We start from the raw sequence: 22675 nt of genomic DNA on the forward strand, positions 1-22675 counted from the left end.
TTTAATTACTTTATTCTTCTGTTGTCTGTTTTTGTGATAAGAGGCAAGTATTTTTATCGTTAAGTGGCCAGGAATTAATAAAAAAATATGCATTCTAGTGTGCAATCGATTGCGTAAATTTTTACAACTATAAATTCCTGGCTCCTAAACTAATATTATTTTCGATTACGCAAAGAAAGTTTGAATAATTTTTTATTAATTTAATTGTTTAAGTTTTAAAAATTTGCATAACAATCGTTAGGTTTTTCATTTTAAATAACTGATAATAAATTAATTAAAATAATGATTTACATTTTAAATTTTCTTTAAAATTTCTTAATATTTTTTTCTGTTTAATGTATTTCAGCTATCTTTTTCAGCCTGAATTGCCCGAATTTTAAGGGTTAAAAATTCCCAAAATGTGTACTCAAGATTAATTTTAATGAAATTTAATGATTTTTATCACGTTTTTCGAAACATTTTCATTGTTTCTTTAGGGAACTAATTAGAGTCACCTCTTTATGAGAGCCTTATCATAAAATTTGATGATAATTGTCATCTCGAAAACATGATTTTTTTTGGCATGATTTTATGTTTGCTTAATGGTTTGTACCGATTTCAGGGATTAATTTTACCGTAATCCCTTCTTTACAGCACCGTTTTTTTCGCTGTTTTTAAATTTATTTTACTGAAAATGAATGATTTAATAATTAATATTAAATTTTTGTGAACCAATTAAATTTTAATTCTATATTTAACACCAAGTATTTCAATCGTTAAAAATGTGTAATTTTATGCAATCGATTACACAATAAAACTTATCGGCTTTCGGGCCACAGAAAAATTCAAAATTAAGAGTATGACAAAATCAGAATTTCGTTACGCCCATCATCCTGAAGATGTAAAAAAATATACAACTGAAGACCTGAGAAGGGAGTTTTTAATGAATGATTTATTCAATGAAGATCAAATCAATGTAGTGTATTCTATGTACGACAGAATGATCGTGGGTGGTGCAATGCCTGTGAAAAGCGCATTGAAACTGGAACCTACTGATGATCTGAAGGCAGAAAATTTCTTAGATAGAAGAGAATTGGGAATCATCAACGTTGGCGCTGCCGGAAAGGTAACTGTTGACGGAGAGGTTTTTGAACTTGGTAATAAGGAAGCATTATACATCGGTAAAGGAGCAAAAGATGTTGTTTTTGAAAACGGAAATGAAGGTCAGACTTTATTTTATTTCAATTCGGCACCTGCTCATCACACTTTCCCTACAAAGAAAATTACTAAGAATGAAGCCGAAATTGTAGAATTAGGTGAAGCAAAATATGCGAATAGAAGAACAATTAACAAATTGATCGTCAACAGCGTATTGGAAACTTGCCAGCTGCAAATGGGAATGACAGAGTTACACGAAGGAAGTGTTTGGAACACAATGCCTTCTCATACACATACCCGAAGAATGGAAGCTTATTTTTATTTTGATCTTGAAGAAGGGCAGGCGGTTAGTCATTTTCTTGGCCAGCCGAACGAGACCCGTCATATCTTTATGAAAAACAATGAAGCAGTCCTGTCTCCGGAATGGTCTATTCACTCAGGGGTTGGTACTTCCAACTACACTTTTATCTGGGGAATGGCTGGGGAAAATATGGATTATGGCGACATGGACGCTGTTAAAACTAACGAACTAAAGTAATTTTTTCTACATGAATTTATTCGATTTATCCGGAAAAGTAGCTGTTGTAACAGGCGGTACTCACGGATTAGGAATGGCAATGGCTGAAGGTCTTGCCTCTGCAGGTGCTGAGCTGGCAATCACAAGTACAACTCCCTCAAAATTAGACGAAGCCTTAGAATATTATCGCAGTAAAGGATACAACGCTACAGGTTATCTTTTTGATGTGACAGATGAACTGGAAGCCGCTCAGAAAGTAGCTTTAATGCTTGCAACCCATGGAAAAATAGACATTTTGGTCAACAACGCGGGAATCATCAAACGTGTTCCGGCTTTGGAGATGGATGTGGCAGACTTTAGAAAAGTAATCGATGTAGATCTTACCGGTCCTTTCATCATGTCTCAATTGGTTGGGAAACACATGATCAAAAGAAAATCAGGTAAAATCATCAATATTTGCTCGATGATGAGTGAGCTTGGCCGTGACAATGTAGTAGCATACGCTTCTGCAAAAGGCGGACTGAAAATGCTTACCAAAAATTTAGCAACAGAATGGGCAAAACACAATATTCAGGTGAACGGTATCGGTCCCGGATATTTTGCCACAACCCAGACAGAACCAATCAGAGTAGACGGTCATCCGTTTAACGAATTTATCATCAGCAGAACTCCGGAAGGAAGATGGGGGAACCCTGAAGATCTTGCAGGAACCGCTATTTTCTTGGCTTCAGACGCAAGTAAATTTATCAACGGACACATTATTTATGTAGACGGAGGTATTTTGGCGACCATCGGGAAACCTGCTAATGAATAACACAAGAATTTTACAGAAATGAAATCTTTTATTACAGATAACTTTTTATTACAAAATAAATACGCGGAAGAATTATACTTCAATTTCGCAGAAAAACAGCCGATCATCGATTATCACAATCACTTGATTCCTAAAGATATCGCTGAAGATACGGTTTTCGAAAATATTTCTAAAGTCTGGATTGCGGGCGATCATTACAAATGGCGTGCAATGCGTACGATGGGCGTGAACGAAAGATTCATTACAGGTGACGCAACAGACAAGGAGAAATTCGAGGCTTGGGCAAAAACGGTTCCTTATACTTTAAGAAATCCTTTGTACCACTGGACGCATTTGGAATTAAAGCGTTATTTCGGAATTGATGAATTATTAAACGAAAAAAACGCATCAGATATTTACGATAACATCACGGCACAGCTTCAGACTCCAGAAAAGTCGACAAGAGGTTTGCTGAAAATGATGAACGTAGAATCTTTGTGCACGACTGAAGATCCGATTGATGTTTTAAATTACCATCAGGATTTGGCGAAAAGCGATTTCAGTATTAAAGTAAGCACGGCTTTCCGTCCTGATAAAGCGATTTTAATTGAAAATCACAACTTCGCAGACTATATTTCTAAATTAGGCGAATCAGCAGGAATTGAGATCAACTCTTACCAGACTTTGTGCGATGCTTTATTAAAAAGAGTAGAATATTTCCACGAAAACGGATGCAGATTATGCGACCATGGACTAAACAATATTTCTTTCGAAGAAGCTTCAGAAGCTGAAGTAAGCGCAATCTTCAATGATAAAATTTCAGGAAAAGTAATCGCTGAAAAGCAGGTGAATCAGTTTAAAACTGCGATTTTATTGTTCCTAGGCGAAACATATCATAAATTCGGATGGGTTCAGCAGTTCCACTTGGGAGCATTGAGAAACAACAACGAAAGAATGCACAGAATTCTGGGTCCTGATACAGGCTGGGATTCTATCGGTGACTTCGTCCAGGCTGAAACTTTGTCTAAATTATTAAACGCTTTAGACGAAAAAGACAAACTGACCAAAACAATTCTCTATAACTTAAATCCTGCCGACAACGAAATTTTCGCAACAATGATCGGGAATTTTAATGACGGCAGTATAAAAGGAAAAGTACAGTTCGGTTCGGGCTGGTGGTTTTTGGATCAGAAAGACGGAATGATCAAACAGATGAATGCCCTTTCAAACATGGGATTGATCAGCTGTTTCGTAGGAATGCTGACAGATTCAAGAAGTTTCCTATCTTACCCGAGACACGAATATTTCAGAAGAGTTTTGTGTAATCTTTTCGGAGAAGAAATGAAAAACGGCGAATTGCCGGATGATATGGAGCTGATCGGTAAAACTATTTCCGATATCTGTTATCATAATGCTAAAAATTATTTCGATTTTTAAATTTCGAATTAAATAAATTTTTAAACCATTAAGATAATTAAAAGGTTAAGTTTTTTTAAGATTAAAATCTGAGATTTTATTAAGCAGACTGCTTAAAGCGAAGCTCAACTTAAAAAATCTTAAAAACTTATAAATCTTAATGGTTTAAAAAATAAAACTTTAAATAAAAAAAGGTCAAGCGTCAACAAAAATCTTTGATTTTTAAACTTATGTGATCTTTATATTTTCAATATTTTAAACTTCAAAATAACTAAAGCATCAAAAAACTTTTGTGCCTTTTGTGGTTTAAAAAGAAGTCAATTAAAAGTTATGGGTAAAATACTTACTTTCGGTGAAGTAATCATGAGGCTTTCACCTCCCGGAAACAAAACAATGAAACAGAGCCACGAGATGGAATTCTTTTTCGGCGGAACTGAGCTCAACGTAGCTTCTTCATTGGCAACAATGGGTTGCGAGGTAACGCACATCAGTAATGTTTCTGATGATTTTGTGGGAGAATCTGCACTGTCTTTCATCAAAAGTTTTGGGATCGACACGACTTTCATCAATAAAAACGAACATCCTTTAGGTTTATATTTCCTTGAAGTAGGTGCATCTGTTCGTGCAAGCAGAATTGCCTACAACAGACTGAACGGTTCTTTCGCCAACATTAAACCCGAACAGGTTGACTGGAAAAAAGCTTTGGAAGGTTGCAACTATTTCCACTGGACAGGCATCAGCCCGGGAATTTCTGAAGGTGCTTATGAAACTTTGAAAGAAGGTTTATTGACAGCCAGAGAAATGGGAATTGAAGTGACAACCGATCCGGCTTACCGTTCCAACCTTTGGAAATACGGTAAAAACGGAAACGAAGTTTTAAAGGAATTGGTTTCTTACTCAACGATTTTTATCGGTGGTGTAAATGAGATTAATGAAATTTTAGGAACTCAGTTTTTATCAGATCAGCAAGGTTTCATGGAAGCTTGTGAGGAATTAAAAAAACAATGTCCTTCAATCCATAAAATTTTCGATAAAATAAGAATCGGGATTACGGCAAGTTCTCAGCAGACGCAGGGAAGAGCTTTGATTAACGGAATTTATTTTGAAACCAAATTTTTAGAAATAGACAACGTAGTCGACAGAATCGGAACGGGAGATGCCTTTGCCGCAGGTTTAATTTATGGATTATTAAATTTCGATGACGAAAAAGCATTGAATTTTGCCAACGCAGCCTGCGCCATCAAACACACCATTTTAGGCGACATCAACTACTGCAGCGCAGAAGATATCATCGAAGTAATGGCCGGAAATTCTGGAGGACGCATCAAGAGGTAACTCTTCCTTTTGTCTGTTAGCTTTTGGCAGTTGGCTTTAAAAGGTTTATCATTTCAAATGAAATATAACTAATAAGTTTTGGTCTTATATAAGCGAAGCGGCTTTGTGAAACTAAAAAACAGTTAACAGTAAAAAAAACTTTGTGAACTCTGTGTTCAAAAAAAAATAACATAGAAAGTCCCAAAGGGACGATTTAGCAAAGGATAGGATAAAATCCTATCTAATAAAATCAACAAAGTCCCCAACAGGACAGCATACCAAAGGATGGATAAACCCCCATCAAAGATTATTTTAACAAAATAATTAAAACAAAAATGACAAAAATTCAATTGGTTACAAACACCATCATCAATCAGGGAGCTTTGCCTCTGTATTACAATGCTGATGAAACGGTAACTTTAGAAATATTAAAATCACTTTACAAAGCAGGAATCCGCGCTGTGGAATATACCAGCCGTGGAGAAGCTGCGTTGAGCAATTTCACAAAAATGGTGGAAGTCCGTAATGCAGAAATGCCTGAGATGCTTCTCGGAATCGGAACCATCAAAAATGTAAAACAAGCTGAAGAATATTACAAAGCAGGTGCTGATTTCTTTATCAGTCCAGGTTTTGTGGCGGAAGTTGCAGCATTTTTAATTCCTAAAGATTTGTTGTACAGTCCGGGTTGTATGACTCCGACTGAAATCATTGCTGCTGAAACTGCAGGGGTAACTTTCATCAAATTATTCCCAGGAAATGCTTTGGGGCCAGGATTTATGAGTGCTATTAAAGATGTTTTCCCGAATTTGAAATTTATGCCAACCGGAGGTGTTGATACTACAAAAGAAAGCATCGAAAGCTGGTTCAAGGCAGGAGTTTCGGCAGTAGGAATGGGAAGCAAGCTGGTAAGCAAGGAATTAATGCTTGCGAAAGACTATGCGACAATAGAAAATGAAACCAAAAAAGTGCTGGATATTATTCAGACTTTAAAATAAATAAATGACTATGAGTTCAGTTAAATCTCTTAAGCCGACGCAATACAGATGGACGATTTGTCTTCTGTTATTCCTCGCCACCACGATCAATTATCTGGATCGTCAGGTTTTATCTTTGACGTGGAAAGATTTTATAGCACCGGAATTTCACTGGAATAACAACGATTACGGAAACATCACCGCATTATTCTCTATATTCTACGCAGTGGGAATGCTTTTCGCAGGAAAATTCGTGGATTTCATGGATACCAAAAAAGGTTTCCTTTGGGCAATCGGAGTTTGGTCTGTGGGTGCAGTTTTACACGCATTCTGTGGAATCGCAACTTCAGGAATTCTTACCGGAAATTGGTTAGCAGGTTTTCATGGATCTAAAGAATTAATCGGAACAGTTTCCAATACTTCTGCAATAATCAGTACGAGTGTAACTTTATTCATTTTTGCACGTTTCGTATTGGCAATTGGTGAGGCAGGGAATTTCCCCGCAGCAATCAAAACCACGGCAGAATATTTCCCTAAAAAAGACAGAGCTTTTTCTACAAGTATCTGGAACGCAGGAGCAACTGTTGGAGCTTTGGCGGCACCGCTTACAATACCGTTTATTGCAAAATCAATGGGTTGGGAATGGGCATTTATTATTATTGGTGCTTTAGGATTCGTCTGGATGGGACTTTGGGTATTCGTCTACAAAAAACCACATTTACACAAAAGAGTTAACGAGCACGAATTAACGTACATCAATCAGGATCAGGATGATCTTCCGAATGAAGACACTTCAGTTCCGGAAAAAGTATTTACATTCAAAGAATGTTTCAGCTACAGACAGACTTGGGCTTTTGCCTTCGGAAAATTCATGACAGACGGCGTCTGGTGGTTCTTTTTATTCTGGACTCCGGCTTATTTAAGTTCGGTTTACGGAATGGATTCCACTGAAAGTGCCTTGCCGCTATTCGTACTTTATATGATTACTTTATTATCAATCATCGGCGGATGGCTTCCAAAATATTTTGTTGAAAAGAAAGGAATGAACGCCTATTCTGGAAGAATGAAAGCGATGTTGATTTTCGCATTTTTTCCTCTGTTGGCACTTTTGGCTCAACCTTTAGGAACTGCAACGTATTGGATTCCGGTTTTAATTATCGGTGTAGCAGGAGCAGCACATCAGGCATGGTCAGCGAATATCTTCTCAACCGTTGGCGATATGTTCCCTAAAAAAGCCATCGCAACCATCACGGGAATTGGCGGAATGGCTGGAGGAATCGGTTCATTTATCATTAATAAATCTTCAGGAGTTTTATTCGATCATGCTCACAAAGCTTGGTCAACCGTAGATGGAGTTCCTTTATTGGAAAAATATCCACAATACGTTAACGACCGTTTGCCGGACGGTTTCTTTGAACAATTGGAAAAATCAGGTGCCGTAGTTTCAGACGGAATCGACAAAGGATACATGATTATTTTCTCGATCTGTGCAGTCGCTTATTTAATTGCATGGACAGTAATGAAAATGTTGGTTCCTAAGTATAAAGTAATTAGTAAGTAGAAATTTTCAAGACATTTTTCTTTTCCCCAACCCTAAAGGGAGGAAAAATGTCTTGAAAATTTCATCAAAATTAACTCCCTTTAGGGTTGGGGTAAATTAATTTTGATGAAATTTTGTAAGAAAAAATAATCCTTCAAGGTTTCAAAAACCTTGAAGGTTTGAAAAATAACTTTGAGCTCTTTGCTAAGTAGAACGCCTTTGCCTCAATTTTTAAATTGATTATTTGAATCGGCGAAACTTCGTTTTGCGAACTTAAAAATATACATCAAGCATTAAAAAAATCTTTGCGGACTTTGCGTTTAAAAAGTTCCAAGATTTAGCAGAATTAAAAACACAATTTAATTCAAATTAGAAAAATGGAAAATCAGACAAAACAACAGTTAAACCGTCAAAACAGCGGTCTAGATACAAAATTACCAATCAAAATAGTACAGTTCGGGGGAGGAAACTTCATGCGTGGATTTACAGATTATGTAATTGATAAATTAAACAAAGAAGCAGATTTCAACGCTGGAATTGTCAACATTCAGCCTACTCCAAACGGTTCAGTTCACAAACTTGAAGAACAGGGAAATCTCTATACTTTATTTTTGCGAGGAATTAAAAAAGGCGAAATCATTGATGAGAAATGCGTGATTTCGGCGATTCAGAAGTCGGTTAATCCTTATGCAGATTACAACAGCTTTTTGGAGTTGGCAAAAGAAGAAGAACTCGAATTTGTTTTTTCAAATACAACCGAAACCGGAATCGCTTACGACGAAACTGAAAATTCTTACGAAGGTCCGCACAAAAATTTTCCAGCGAAAGTGGCGGTTTTACTTCATGAAAGATACAAGCATTTCAATGGTGCGACAGACAAAGGTTTAAGAATTATTCCCTGCGAGCTGATTGAAGAAAACGCAATCGTTTTAAAAGGAATTATTTTAAAATATGCCCAACTTTGGAATTTAGACGAAGGTTTTGCAGAATGGGTTGAAAACAGCAATCACTTTCACAATACTTTGGTCGACAGAATTGTTCCGGGCTATCCAAAAGATGATGCTGCGACGTATGAAGACCAGTTGGATTATGAAGATCCAATGATGGTAGTTTCTGAAACATTCCTATTATGGGTGATTCAGGGAGGTGAAGACTTAAAACAGAGAATTCCTTTCGATCAAATCAACGAACAGATTTTGGTGGTGGAAGATATTCAGCCATACCGTTTAAGAAAAGTAAGAATTCTGAATGGCGGACATACTTTGATGTTGGCTCCTGCGATTTTATCAGGTAAAGAATTGGTAAAAGAAGCAATCGATGACCAGTTTATCGGAACTTTTTTAAGCGAATCAATATTTAATGAAGTCAATCAGACTTTAGGTTTAGATGAAACTGAACTAAAGGAATTTGCGGAAGAAGTGTTCGACAGATTCAGAAATCCTTTTATTAAGCACCATTTGGCGAGCATCGCTTTATATTTTGTTTCTAAATTTAAAGTAAGAGTCGTTCCGAGTTTACTGACTTATGTTGAAAGAAATAATAGACTTCCGTTGAACCTAACGTTCTCTCTGGCAAGTTTAATCAGATTCTATCAGGGAAGTTTTGGTGAAAAATCTCTTCCTCTGAATGACGAAGAAGCGATCGTGAACAGATTCAAGGAAATCTGGAAAAACGAAGATTATGAAGTTGTTTCAGAACAGGCATTAAGCGAAAAACTGTTCTGGGATACCGACCTTACACAACTTGAAGGCCTGAAAGTCGCAGTAGCAAAGGCATTGTACGAAATCGACCACAATGACATGGAAACTGCCTACAAAAATTTTATTCAATTTTATTCTTAAACAATCATGCAAAAGAAAGTACTGAAAGTAAATTCCAAAGACAACGTTATTGTAGCGCTGTTGGATTTACCTGCCGGAGAATCGGTGCACTTAGACGGTACAGATTATACGATTCTTAAAGATATTAAAGCAAAACATAAATTCGCTGCCGTAGATTTTGAGGATGGCGACCATATCATCATGTATGGCGTAATCGTTGGAAAAGCCAACCAATCCATCAGTCAGGGCGAAGTGATTACCACCGAAAACGTAAAGCACCAAAGTGCAAAAGTTGTAGGTAAAACCGAAACGTTGGGATGGACTCCACCCAATGTTGACAAGTGGAAAGACCGTACTTTCATGGGCTATCACCGTGAAGACGGACAGGTAGGAACAGAAAATATCTGGCTGTTTTTCCCCTTGGTATTCTGCGAAAACAAGAATATCGAAACACTGAAGGATATTTTTGAAAAGGAACTGCTTCACGATAAAGCCAGCAAACATCAGTTATTACTGCGTTCTTTATTAAACGGCGGTGCAGCTGTTGAAGTTGAAGAAGAACAAGCGGATACAAGAGTATTTAAAAATATCGATGCAAGATTCATCACGCACCAGGGTGGTTGTGGCGGAATCCGTCAGGATGCTGAGGCGTTGGGAAGACTGTTTGCAGGATATGTCAACAACCCGAATGTGGCGGGAGCTACGGTTCTCAGCTTAGGGTGTCAGAATCTTCAGGTACAGATTTTCATGGATGCACTGCACGCATTGGCTCCAAATAATAAAAAACCGATTGTCGTTTACGAACAGCAAAAATCGGGTACCATCGATGAAATGCTGACCGGCGTTATCAAAGATTCATACGAAGGCATTAAAAAAGCCAATGAAATAGAGAGAAAACCAGCATCCATCACCAAACTGAACATTGGTTTGGAATGTGGTGGCTCAGACGGTTTCTCAGGAATTTCTGCAAACCCAGTTTTGGGCGAAGTTTCAGATATTATGGCGGCAGTGGGCGGAACAACCATGCTCGCAGAATTCCCTGAATTGTGTGGAGTAGAGCAGGAGTTGGTCAACCGTTGTATTAATGATGAAGATGGCGTAAAATTCCTGAAACTGATGAAAGATTTTGAAGCCTCTGTGGTTGCGGCAGGTTCAGGATTTGATATGAATCCGTCTCCCGGAAACATCAAAGACGGTTTAATTACCGATGCCATGAAATCTGCAGGAGCATCCAAAAAAGGTGGAGCAGCGCCAATCGTGGAAGTTCTCGATTTTACAGAATACGCCACAAAACCAGGTCTGAATCTGTTGTGTACTCCCGGAAATGATGCCGAATGTACAACGGCTTTAGTCGGTTCAGGTGCGACAGTCGTACTTTTCACTACAGGTCTTGGAACTCCGATGGGAAATCCTATTACACCGGTTGTGAAGATTTCTTCCAACACGGTTTTGGCAGAAAAAATGTCAGACATTATTGATTTCAATGCAGGTACCGTAATCAGCGGAGAAAAAACAATTCCCGAAGCAGCAGACGAACTTCTGGAACTCATCATCAACGTAGCCAGCGGCGAAGTAAAAACCAAAGCAGACGTTCTTAATCAGAATGATTTCATTCCATGGAGACGCGGAGTCTCTCTATAATGGGTTAATTATATTAAATATTAGGGTTGAAAATGCTTCTTGCTTCGGTAGGGAGCATTTTCTTTTTACAGATAGTGTGGATTTGATAGCGCAGATTTGCAATCCGTGACGACACCATACAAAAAGTCACCCCATAAAAACCACAAAAACATCTAAAGCACTATCTAACTCCGCATAATTTATGGCACTGGGATTTTGATGAATATAATTTATCTTCTCTCCAATCTATTTATTTGAAAAAACTTCTTCAGCATGATAGCCATCTTGCCAAACTTTAAACTTTTGCTCTCTGGATAAATGCTCACAGGATTTTTGAAAATATTGTAACAACCATTCTTTTGTGCTTTCAGGTTCAGACTGCATAGCTCGATTATCTTTTTCGAAGTAAATTTTTAAAACCTCTCATGAGTTCAGAAAAAGTATTTAGATCGTCTGCAAGACAAAATAATTAAAGATAATTTCACACCAGGCAGTATGCAAAAATGAAAGCCCGCCAACACTCAAACCCTCCAACGCTCAAATCCACCAACTCTCCAACTCTCCAACCCTCCCACATAATTTTCAGGAGCCGGGAACCCGCTGTCCACTATATCTTTTTTGCGGCAGCCTCCATTTCATTCCGTCCGCCACAAAAAAGGATGCCGTTTCCATCGGGGCTATTAACGGGCGTAGCTTCTTTACAACGATGTTATCCTGATAAGCGATAAGTATTAAGCAATTAGTAATAAGTAATAAAATAATGTACTTTCAGAAATTTAATTTATAAAACATCTTTAGAACTTCAATTACAAATCAAAAACATATAACAAAAGTTTTTTGGGGATCCTTTTCTCCAATATTTTTCAGATCGATTATTAGTAAAAAAGCAAACCCTCCTTCTTATAATGTATTGTTAAACCATTCCCATCCTCTGGAGGGGATGTCAAAAATCGCAGATTTTAGACTGGGGTGGTTACTCCCACGCAAAAATCACTCTTTTAAGAATCGAAGTATAACAACATCAAGTAAAACTCTCACCGCTGGTTCTGGCGTCCCGCCCGTACCCACAAAAAAAATTACTGCAGCAAAAACTCTCTATTTTCAAAACCCAAACAACTCGTCACCTTCATTTCGCAGCCCGTAATCCATAACCCGCACCCCGAATCTCAAATCTCAAACATTAAATCTCAAATCTTTTTGTCCGCTGGTTCTGGCGTCCCGCCCGTACCCACAAAAAAAATTACACTAACAAAAACTCTCTATTTTCAAAACCCAAACAACTCGTCACCTTCATTTCGCAGCCCGTAATCCATAACCCGCACCCCGAATCTCAAACATCAAACATCAAATCTCAAATCTCAAATCTCAAATCTTTTTGTCCGCTGTTGCGGGCGTCCCGCCCATACCCACTTAGAAAATTACAGTCTCCCTGCCCAGCACTCCATCGGAATGCCACATTTGTCAAAAATCCGACCAGCAAAATCACACCCACCATCACCGCACTCCGGAGCAGTGCTATCTGAAAAACCTGTATAATAACCTCCCCGCCACAACATTGCCACACCCCGTACCCCGAAATCAATCATCCCTTCACTCTCCGGCTCTCCAACTAAACCACTAACCAACTAAACCACCAAAGCCCTCCAACCCTGCACCCCTAAACTCCCATCTCCCATCTCCCATCTCCCAACTCCCAACTTCCATCTCCCATCTTCCCACAACTTTTCCCACACTTAACCAGCGTGTTGTGACATTATGTTAAATAAATATGAATAAAAGTTTGGTGGGGATATTAAAAGTTTCTACTTTTGCACCACTGAAAACGGAAGGAAGTAAGTAGCGCAGGAGGATAAAGATAAGAACAAAACTTCAGAAAAAATATCAGCTGAAAAATTTGCAAGAATAAAAAACAGTTGTATATTTGCAGACCCAATTATGGGGAAGCGCAGAAGTTAGAGATTGAGTGAAAAGGTAAGAAAATTAAGGTCGTCAAAAAACTTTAAAATTTCTTGAAAAAACATTTGGTCATGTTAAAATAACTTATTACTTTTGCACACGCAAATGCGGGGCGAAACTGACAGAAAAGTAGCCCGGTTAAAAAGCGGAAGAGAAGAGATCATTGAAGATACAATATAACAACCAAAAAATAAGGAAAAACTAAAGCGTAATTAAGAAACTTTGAGTGAGTCAGACAAACATACAATGGAGAGTTTGATCCTGGCTCAGGATGAACGCTAGCGGGAGGCCTAACACATGCAAGCCGAGCGGTATTTGTCTTTCGGGACAGAGAGAGCGGCGTACGGGTGCGGAACACGTGTGCAACCTGCCTTTATCAGGGAGATAGCCTTTCGAAAGGAAGATTAATATCCCATAATATATTAAGTGGCATCATTTAATATTGAAAGCTCCGGCGGATAGAGATGGGCACGCGCAAGATTAGATAGTTGGTGAGGTAACGGCTCACCAAGTCAGTGATCTTTAGGGGGCCTGAGAGGGTGATCCCCCACACTGGTACTGAGACACGGACCAGACTCCTACGGGAGGCAGCAGTGAGGAATATTGGACAATGGGTGAGAGCCTGATCCAGCCATCCCGCGTGAAGGACGACGGTTCTATGGATTGTAAACTTCTTTTATACTGGGATAAACCTACCCTCGTGAGGGTAGCTGAAGGTACAGTATGAATAAGCACCGGCTAACTCCGTGCCAGCAGCCGCGGTAATACGGAGGGTGCAAGCGTTATCCGGATTTATTGGGTTTAAAGGGTCCGTAGGCGGATCTGTAAGTCAGTGGTGAAATCTCACAGCTTAACTGTGAAACTGCCATTGATACTGCAGGTCTTGAGTAAAGTAGAAGTGGCTGGAATAAGTAGTGTAGCGGTGAAATGCATAGATATTACTTAGAACACCAATTGCGAAGGCAGGTCACTATGTTTTAACTGACGCTGATGGACGAAAGCGTGGGGAGCGAACAGGATTAGATACCCTGGTAGTCCACGCCGTAAACGATGCTAACTCGTTTTTGGGTTTTCGGATTCAGAGACTAAGCGAAAGTGATAAGTTAGCCACCTGGGGAGTACGTTCGCAAGAATGAAACTCAAAGGAATTGACGGGGGCCCGCACAAGCGGTGGATTATGTGGTTTAATTCGATGATACGCGAGGAACCTTACCAAGGCTTAAATGGGAATTGACAGGTTTGGAAACAGACTTTTCTTCGGACAATTTTCAAGGTGCTGCATGGTTGTCGTCAGCTCGTGCCGTGAGGTGTTAGGTTAAGTCCTGCAACGAGCGCAACCCCTGTCACTAGTTGCCATCATTCAGTTGGGGACTCTAGTGAGACTGCCTACGCAAGTAGAGAGGAAGGTGGGGATGACGTCAAATCATCACGGCCCTTACGCCTTGGGCCACACACGTAATACAATGGCCGGTACAGAGGGCAGCTACTTAGCGATAAGATGCGAATCTCGAAAGCCGGTCTCAGTTCGGATTGGAGTCTGCAACTCGACTCTATGAAGCTGGAATCGCTAGTAATCGCGCATCAGCCATGGCGCGGTGAATACGTTCCCGGGCCTTGTACACACCGCCCGTCAAGCCATGGAAGTCTGGGGTACCTGAAGTCGGTGACCGTAAAAGGAGCTGCCTAGGGTAAAACAGGTAACTAGGGCTAAGTCGTAACAAGGTAGCCGTACCGGAAGGTGCGGCTGGAACATCTCATTTTAGAGCGTCTTTAGACGTTAAACAAACAAACGGGACAATGTCCCAGGTACTTATTTAAAGTTTTTTAGCTTTAGTTTTTTTATTTGGTTGTCATATATATAAATGATAAAAGATATTTGATCAGTGATAAAACATCATACATCAATCATCATTTATTACTTATAAAAAACATAAACCCACTAGAAATTAGTATAAGGGATAAGAGATTGAGAATGAAAATGAAATAGGCGGTATGAGAATATCAATTATAACTCATTAATCATTACTCATAACAAAGTCTCGTAGCTCAGCTGGTTAGAGCGCTACACTGATAATGTAGAGGTCGGCAGTTCGAGCCTGCCCGAGACTACTAATTTAAGTGATTTGAAATTGAAGGTTTGAAATTTGAAATTCGTTAAGTCTGAATATCAAATCTCAAATATCAAATCTCAAATCAAACTAGAGGGGAATTAGCTCAGCTGGCTAGAGCGCCTGCCTTGCACGCAGGAGGTCAAGGGTTCGACTCCCTTATTCTCCACCATCACCGATGGTTTAATTTTAAAAAGCAGATAGAGCCAAAAACAATATTTTGCGAATTAGATCAGAAGTAGAGAAAAGATCATTGACATTAACGGTAAAGATATCACAAAGAGAAAACCGGGCGCGGAAAAGCGCTTGAGTTTACAAAAATATTATTGGCAGCAATGCTGATTAAAAAATACTGAACTAATCAACAAATTAGGAAAGAAATCGTTAAGGGCGTATGGCGGATGCCTAGGCTTTCAGAGGCGAAGAAGGACGTGGTAAGCTGCGAAAAGCTCGGGGGATTGGCACACACGAATTGATCCCGAGATGTCCGAATGGGGCAACCCGGCATGTTGAAGACATGTCACTCCGCAAGGAGAGCAAACCAGGAGAACTGAAACATCTAAGTACCCTGAGGAAAAGAAATCGAAGAGATTCCGTAAGTAGTGGCGAGCGAACGCGGATTAGCCCAAAAGCTTTTATATGTTTAATAGAATGTTCTGGAAAGAACAGCCAAAGAGGGTGATAGCCCCGTATATGAAAGGCATATTAAAGTGATAAATGAGTAGGGCGGGACACGTGAAATCCTGTCTGAATATGGGGGGACCATCCTCCAAGGCTAAATACTCCTGAAAGACCGATAGTGAACAAGTACTGTGAAGGAAAGGTGAAAAGCACTTCGAATAGAAGGGTGAAACAGAACCTGAAACCGTACGCCTACAAGCGGTCGGAGCCCACAAGTTGGGTGACGGCGTGCCTTTTGCATAATGAGCCTACGAGTTAATTTTACTAGCGAGGTTAAGCACTTCAGGTGCGGAGCCGGAGCGAAAGCGAGTCTGAACAGGGCGCATAGTTAGTAGGATTAGACGCGAAACCTTGTGATCTACCCATGGGCAGGTTGAAGCTTTGGTAACACAAAGTGGAGGACCGAACCGGTTGACGTTGAAAAGTCTTCGGATGACCTGTGGGTAGGGGTGAAAGGCCAATCAAACTGGGAGATAGCTCGTACTCTCCGAAATGCATTTAGGTGCAGCGTCGATTTACAGTTTATTAGAGGTAGAGCTACTGATTGGATGCGGGGGAGTCAAATCCTACCAATTCCTGACAAACTCCGAATGCTAATAAATGATGGTCGGCAGTGAGGGCATGGGTGCTAAGGTCCATGTCCGAGAGGGAAAGAACCCAGACCAACAGCTAAGGTCCCCAAATATATGTTAAGTTGAAGCAACGCGGTTGGACTGCATTGACAGCTAGGATGTTGGCTTGGAAGCAGCCATTCATTTAAAGAGTGCGTAACAGCTCACTAGTCGAGCGGTCCGGCATGGATAATAATCGGGCATAAACATATTACCGAAGCTATGGATTTACAGTCATGGGACTGTATCTGGTAGGAGAGCATTCTGTTTGCGCCGAAGCAGTACTGTGAGGTATTGTGGAGCGGACAGAAAAGAAAATGTAGGCATAAGTAACGATAAAGCGGGCGAGAAACCCGCTCACCGAAAGACTAAGGTTTCCTCAGCCATGCTAATCAGCTGAGGGTTAGTCGGGACCTAACGCGAACCCGAAAGGGGTAGTGGATGGACAATGGGTTAATATTCCCATACTTGCTCACACTAAAAAGGGGACGGAGTGCCGTACTTACTGGAGACTGACGGAATAGTCAAGACCTAGCCTTCGGGCGAAGTTGCTGTAGGGAAAGTGCTTCCAAGAAAAGCCGAAGTGAAGCAACCCGTACCATAAACCGACACAGGTAGTCGAGGAGAGAATCCTAAGGTGCTAGAGTGAATCATGGTTAAGGAACTAGGCAAAATAGTCTCGTAACTTCGGGAGAAGAGACGCCATCAGCAATGGTGGCCGCAGTAAAAAGGCCCAGGCGACTGTTTATCAAAAACACAGGACTCTGCAAAATCGAAAGATGCAGTATAGGGTCTGACACCTGCCCGGTGCTGGAAGGTTAAGGAAGGGCGTTAGCAGCAATGCGAAGCGTTTGACTGAAGCCCCAGTAAACGGCGGCCGTAACTATAACGGTCCTAAGGTAGCGAAATTCCTTGTCGGGTAAGTTCCGACCTGCACGAATGGTGTAACGATCTGGGCACTGTCTCAACCATGAGCTCTGTGAAATTGTAGTCTCGGTGAAGATGCCGAGTACCCGCAATGGGACGAAAAGACCCTGTGAACCTTTACTATAACTTCGTATTGACTTTGAGTAAGTAATGTGTAGGATAGGTGGGAGACTATGAAGCAGGCACGCCAGTGTTTGTGGAGTCAACGTTGAAATACCACCCTTTACTTACTTGGAGCCTAACTTCTTAATTGAAGGACACTGCGTGGTGGGTAGTTTGACTGGGGTGGTCGCCTCCAAAAGAGTAACGGAGGCTTTCAAAGGTACCCTCAGCACGCTTGGTAACCGTGCGTAGAGTGTAATGGCATAAGGGTGCTTGACTGTGAGACCTACAAGTCGATCAGGTGCGAAAGCAGGACATAGTGATCCGGTGGTTCCGTATGGAAGGGCCATCGCTCATAGGATAAAAGGTACTCCGGGGATAACAGGCTAGTCTCCCCCAAGAGCTCATATCGACGGGGAGGTTCGGCACCTCGATGTCGGCTCGTCACATCCTGGGGCTGGAGAAGGTCCCAAGGGTTGGGCTGTTCGCCCATTAAAGTGGCACGCGAGCTGGGTTCAGAACGTCGTGAGACAGTTCGGTCTCTATCTATTGCGGGCGTTAGATGTTTGAGAGGGCTTGAATCTAGTACGAGAGGACCGATTTGAACAAACCTCTGGTGTATCAGTTGTTCCGCCAGGAGCACCGCTGAGTAGCTACGTTTGGAAGAGATAAGCACTGAAAGCATATAAGTGCGAAACTCGCCTCAAGATGAGACATCTTTTAAGGGTCGTGGGAGATGACCACGTTGATAGGCTACAGGTGTAAAGCTGGTAACAGCATAGCCGAGTAGTACTAATTACCCGTAGATTTATAGCCTAATTGGCAGCGTTAATCCGCGCCGCTCAGGTTCTCTCTTTGTGAATGTTTTTATCGATAAAATTATGTAGAATGTATGAAAGTACAATGTACAGAGTAAAGCACAACGCTTACATACTTTATACATTATACAACAGTACGTCCCTACGTTATATACAGCCTTTAGGGTGGTTTTAGCGGTGGGGCTCACCTGTTCCCATTCCGAACACAGAAGTTAAGCCCACCAGCGCCGATGGTACTGCGAAAGCGGGAGAGTAGGTCGCCGCCAGTTTTTTATTCAAATCCTCAATCATTTATTTGATTGGGGATTTTTTTTGCGCGAAACGCAAAAAAATTCAAGATTTAAAATTCAAGATTTAAGATTTAAGGTTCAAGGTTCAATATTCAAGGTTCAAGGTTCGGGATGCGAGATACGGGGTGCGATGCGGGATTCAAATTTAAGATACACGATACGGCTGCTGGCAGGAATCAAAATCTTAGCTGGCAGACAATAAACCATTCACAGAAAGCTTTTACCGTGCTTTTGATTAAAAAAAATGATATATCTGTGGCGTCCAACACCCAATATCATTCATCATTCATCATTCATCAATCATCAGTGCGGGATGCGAAATTCAAAATTTAGAATGTAAAATTTTGGATTTAATATTCAAAATTGAAGATACGGGATATAGCTGCTGGCAGGAATCAAAATCTTAGCTGGCAGACAGTAAACCATTCACAGAACGACTTTTACCGTACTTTTGATAAAAAAAGGATAATGTCTCAGGCACCCATCATCCAACACCCAACATCATGCATCAATAATCAATCATCAATCATCAATCCATGACTCGTCACCTTTCAAAAAATACCTTTCAACTTAGCTCACTTCCCCAACCCTGAAAGTTCTAACTGATTATTTAAAAAAATAATGGTTAATGAATGAACTGTGATCGTATTCCTTTACAATAATTCATAACGTCTCAGGCACCTATCACCCAACATCCAACACACAACATCATTCATCAATCATTACCCATTACCCATTGCTCAGTACTCATAGAATTTTTTCTTCTCAGCAATAAATATTCTTCCTAGCACGCTTCCCTAGCCCTGATAGAAGCGGCATCCTTTTTTGCTTTTTAATAAATATTGTTTTGATAAATAACTTTTCTGAAGCAAAAAAGATACAGCGGATAGCAGGAAAAAGCTCCTAAAAAAATTGTGAAAAATATTCATCAACGGAAGAGTTCATTTTATAAAAAACTCCTGATGCAATTTTTTTTTAGACTTTTATTTGTCGATTTTTGCAGATTATAATCTTATTATTTCAGATGAAACTTTGTATCGCAGAAAAGCCAAGTGTAGCACGGGATATAGCTAAAGTTTTAGGTGCAACGATGCCTAAACAGGGCTATATGGAAGGAAATGGATATTGCGTTACCTGGACTTTCGGGCATCTCTGTACCCTGAAGGAACCCCACGATTACGGTCAGGAACTGAAATCGTGGAACCTTATTTTTCTTCCGATTATTCCTAAAAACTTTGGGATTAAACTGATTCCGAATAAGGGGGTGGAAAACCAGTTCAGAGTAATTGAGAAACTGGTAAGTGAATGCGATGAAGTGATTAACTGTGGTGATGCCGGGCAGGAAGGTGAACTGATCCAAAGATGGGTGCTTCAGAAGGCTAAATGTGACAAACCAATCAAACGTTTATGGATTTCGTCTTTGACAGAAGAAGCTATTAAAGAAGGTTTTGAAAAATTGAAACCTGCTGATGATTATAAAAATCTGTATCTGGCGGGAAATGCGAGAGCTATTGGTGACTGGCTTTTAGGCATCAACGCAACCCGTCTTTTTACTAAAAAGTTTGGAGGTAACAAGGCTGTCCTTTCTATCGGGAGGGTGCAGACGCCCACTTTGGCGATGTTGGTGCAGAGGCAAAAAGAAATCGACAGTTTCAGCACAGAAGAATACTGGGAACTGAAGACGAAATACAGAGAAGTGGTTTTCAGTGCTGCAATTGACCGTTTGAAAACTTTAGACAGGGCAGAAAAAGGTCTTTCATATCTTAAAGAAAATCTTTTTGAAATTGTTTCATTTGAAATTAAGGAAGGAAAAGAGAAAAATCCAAGATTATTTGATTTGACGGGTCTTCAGGTGGAAGCGAATAAGAAGTACGGCTATTCTGCCGAAAATACATTAAACTACATTCAAAGTCTTTACGAAAAGAAGCATGTGACCTATCCGCGTGTGGATACGACTTACCTTTCTGAAAGTTTATATCCGAAGATTGGAGGGATTTTAAAAAGCATGAACTTTTACAGAGAGCTGATCGCTCCTTTGCTGGAACAGCCCATTCCTAAATCGAAGACTGTTTTTGATGATACGAAAGTGACGGATCACCATGCCATTATTCCCACCGAGGTTTCTCCTTCACAGAACTTAAGCAAAGAAGAAAAACTTATTTATGATTTGATTGCCAAAAGATTTATTTCTGTTTTTTATCCTGAATGTAAGATTTCAAATACTTTGGTTGAAGCTAAAGTAGGCACCATTCCATTTAAAACCAGTGGTAAACAGATTCTGGAGCCAGGCTGGAGAGCTGTTTATGCAAAAGAGCCTAAAGACAAAGAAGAGATGTCAGATAAAGACAAAAACGCTGAGGAAGAGCAGCTGATTCCTGAATTTAAAGCGGGAGAGAGCGGTCCGCATGATCCATTTATTCATCAGGGAAAGACATCACCACCAAAATATTATACAGAAGCTACTTTACTTCGAGCCATGGAAACTGCCGGAAGACAGATTGATGATGAAGAACTGCGTGAAATGCTGAAAAACAACGGCATCGGAAGACCGTCGACCAGAGCAAATATTATTGAAACTCTATTCAAGAGAAAATATATTGAGAAGAAAAGGAAAAATCTTATTGCTACCCAAACCGGAATTCAGCTGATTGATGTGATTGATGATGAAGTGCTGAAAAGCCCCGAGCTTACCGGAGAATGGGAATTTAAGCTTAGAAAAATTGAGAGTGGGGAATATGAGGCCAACACTTTTAAAGAAGAACTCATCGCCATGGTGACAGATTTAACCAAGAAAGTGATTGATAGCAAAGGAAAATCATTTGTTTTTGAAGAAGAAAAACCAAAAGAAAAAAAGAAAACTGAACCGGCACCTAAAAAGGAATTGCAGTCCTGGGAAGAAATGCAGTGCCCAAAATGTAGGCAGAATCATTTGATGAAAGGAAAAACTGCTGTTGGCTGTTCGGATTTTAAAAACTGCGGATTTAAAGCTCCATTTGAAATCTTTGGAAAGAAAATTACCGAAAAACAGCTGATGGATCTTATTGTAAAAGGTAAAACTTCCAAACTGAAAGGTTTCAATTCTCATCCTCAAAGTGTTGCTGAAGGGGTACTTTCCTTTTCGGATCAGAATTTTGAAGTTATTTTATCATAAAAAAAACAGTAAACATCAAAAATGCTTACTGTTCATAAAATTAAAATATTAAACAGAGAAAACTAATCAATAAATAAAGTTGCAATCGCAGTAGCCTGTGCTCCTGTAAGGATTTCGTCGAAAGACGCAGATCCTGCCTCAGCTCCAAATGCTGTTGCTGTGTTGAATCCAGCCTGTACTGTTACCTGCTCTCCTGCGTAAACAGGATCAGTAGCAGCCGGCATACTTCCGCCATTATTAAGCTCGATCCAACCTTTGTTCATTCTCATTCTTCTCACCTGTGAAGCGTGTCTTGCTTCTACCGAGTGAATCTGTAATGCTGCCTGTAGAATCGCTTTGTTACCCATAACATTCCCTGCCTGACCTTTATAAGCTCTCACACCTGTATCTTCAAATGCCTGAGCGAGGATAAGAAACTGCTGATAATCAGTCATAGGAGAAAATGCTCCGTTTACAGTAAAATCGAAAGTAGGCTTAGCTCCCGGCGTTGCTCCCAATGAAGTGATAGCAGCTTTCAGGAATGCTACGTGAGCTTTTTCGTGTTTAGCAATCTGTTGAAATACAATACGGTCTGCAGCTGGCATTGTTAAAGTTGTTGCTGCAAGTCCTTTAGCATAATATTCGTCTTCAAGATATTCCAAAACCAAAGCAAGCTGTAAAGCATCAGTTAAAGCATCTTTTTTGAATGCTAAACTTTCTTCTGTTTCAACTTTTTTTGTTTCAGCTTTTGCATTTCCTGATAAAAAAGCTCCCAATCCTAATGGGATTGCTGCTGCTGCGGTTCTTTTTCCAAAAGATGACAATTGGCTCAGATTTTCATTTCTTGATAATGATTTTGTGTACAGAGCGTCATCTGTTAATGAATCTAGTATTTTAAGAATATTCATAATTTTTGATTTT

10 protein-coding genes, 2 tRNA genes and 3 rRNA genes are annotated in these 22675 nt (G+C 40.0%); 14 read left to right on the plus strand and 1 reads right to left on the minus strand.

The features are described 5' to 3' along the window. Positions 1–838: 838 nt before the first annotated feature. From kduI to NG809_RS13370, 14 genes are all read left to right on the plus strand, one after another. The gene (gene kduI / locus NG809_RS13305; protein ID WP_262151396.1) at positions 839–1675 is read left to right on the plus strand and encodes a 5-dehydro-4-deoxy-D-glucuronate isomerase; all 837 of its coding nucleotides are present in this window, start codon (positions 839–841) and stop codon (positions 1673–1675) included. A 10-nt stretch (positions 1676–1685) separates the two neighbouring features. Continuing rightward, positions 1686–2468, plus strand: a complete 783-nt coding sequence (locus NG809_RS13310; protein WP_262151398.1) for a gluconate 5-dehydrogenase — start codon at positions 1686–1688, stop codon at positions 2466–2468. A gap of 18 nt (positions 2469–2486) precedes the next feature. Further along, positions 2487–3884, plus strand: coding sequence for a glucuronate isomerase (gene uxaC, locus NG809_RS13315; RefSeq protein WP_262151401.1), 1398 nt, complete (start codon positions 2487–2489; stop codon positions 3882–3884). A gap of 309 nt (positions 3885–4193) precedes the next feature. Then, entirely contained in the window at positions 4194–5198 is a 1005-nt protein-coding gene (locus NG809_RS13320; protein WP_262151403.1) for a sugar kinase, read from the plus strand. Between the two features lie 314 nt (positions 5199–5512). Then, entirely contained in the window at positions 5513–6172 is a 660-nt protein-coding gene (locus NG809_RS13325) for a beta/alpha barrel domain-containing protein (protein WP_262151405.1), read from the plus strand. A gap of 10 nt (positions 6173–6182) precedes the next feature. Next, a complete protein-coding gene (locus NG809_RS13330; protein ID WP_262151407.1) occupies positions 6183–7712 on the plus strand; it encodes an MFS transporter in 1530 nt (509 codons plus the stop codon). A gap of 356 nt (positions 7713–8068) precedes the next feature. After that, complete coding sequence (locus NG809_RS13335; RefSeq protein ID WP_262151409.1) at positions 8069–9532, plus strand: tagaturonate reductase; 1464 nt, start codon at positions 8069–8071, stop codon at positions 9530–9532. 6 nt (positions 9533–9538) lie between these two features. Continuing rightward, on the plus strand, positions 9539–11152 hold the full coding sequence (locus NG809_RS13340) for a UxaA family hydrolase (RefSeq protein WP_262151411.1): 1614 nt from the start codon (positions 9539–9541) through the stop codon (positions 11150–11152). A gap of 2178 nt (positions 11153–13330) precedes the next feature. Further along, positions 13331–14847 (plus strand): 16S ribosomal RNA (locus NG809_RS13345). Between the two features lie 275 nt (positions 14848–15122). Continuing rightward, positions 15123–15196 (plus strand) — tRNA-Ile (locus NG809_RS13350). A 94-nt stretch (positions 15197–15290) separates the two neighbouring features. Continuing rightward, positions 15291–15367: transfer RNA gene (locus NG809_RS13355), tRNA-Ala, on the plus strand. Positions 15368–15569: 202 nt separating this feature from the next. Next, positions 15570–18332 (plus strand): 23S ribosomal RNA (locus tag NG809_RS13360). Between the two features lie 163 nt (positions 18333–18495). Beyond that, positions 18496–18603: ribosomal RNA gene (gene rrf, locus NG809_RS13365) — 5S ribosomal RNA — on the plus strand. Together the 16S, 23S and 5S rRNA genes with 2 tRNA genes alongside form the textbook arrangement of a ribosomal RNA operon. A 1045-nt stretch (positions 18604–19648) precedes the next feature. After that, positions 19649–21775, plus strand: coding sequence for a type IA DNA topoisomerase (locus NG809_RS13370; RefSeq protein WP_262151413.1), 2127 nt, complete (start codon positions 19649–19651; stop codon positions 21773–21775). Between the two features lie 62 nt (positions 21776–21837). On the opposite strand, the gene NG809_RS13375 is transcribed toward NG809_RS13370, so the two are convergent. Beyond that, on the minus strand, positions 21838–22662 hold the full coding sequence (locus NG809_RS13375) for a ferritin-like domain-containing protein (RefSeq protein ID WP_262151415.1): 825 nt from the start codon (positions 22660–22662) through the stop codon (positions 21838–21840). Positions 22663–22675: the final 13 nt, after the last annotated feature.

It is taken from the genome of Chryseobacterium foetidum (assembly GCF_025457425.1).
GTDB classification, from domain to species: domain Bacteria; phylum Bacteroidota; class Bacteroidia; order Flavobacteriales; family Weeksellaceae; genus Chryseobacterium; species Chryseobacterium foetidum.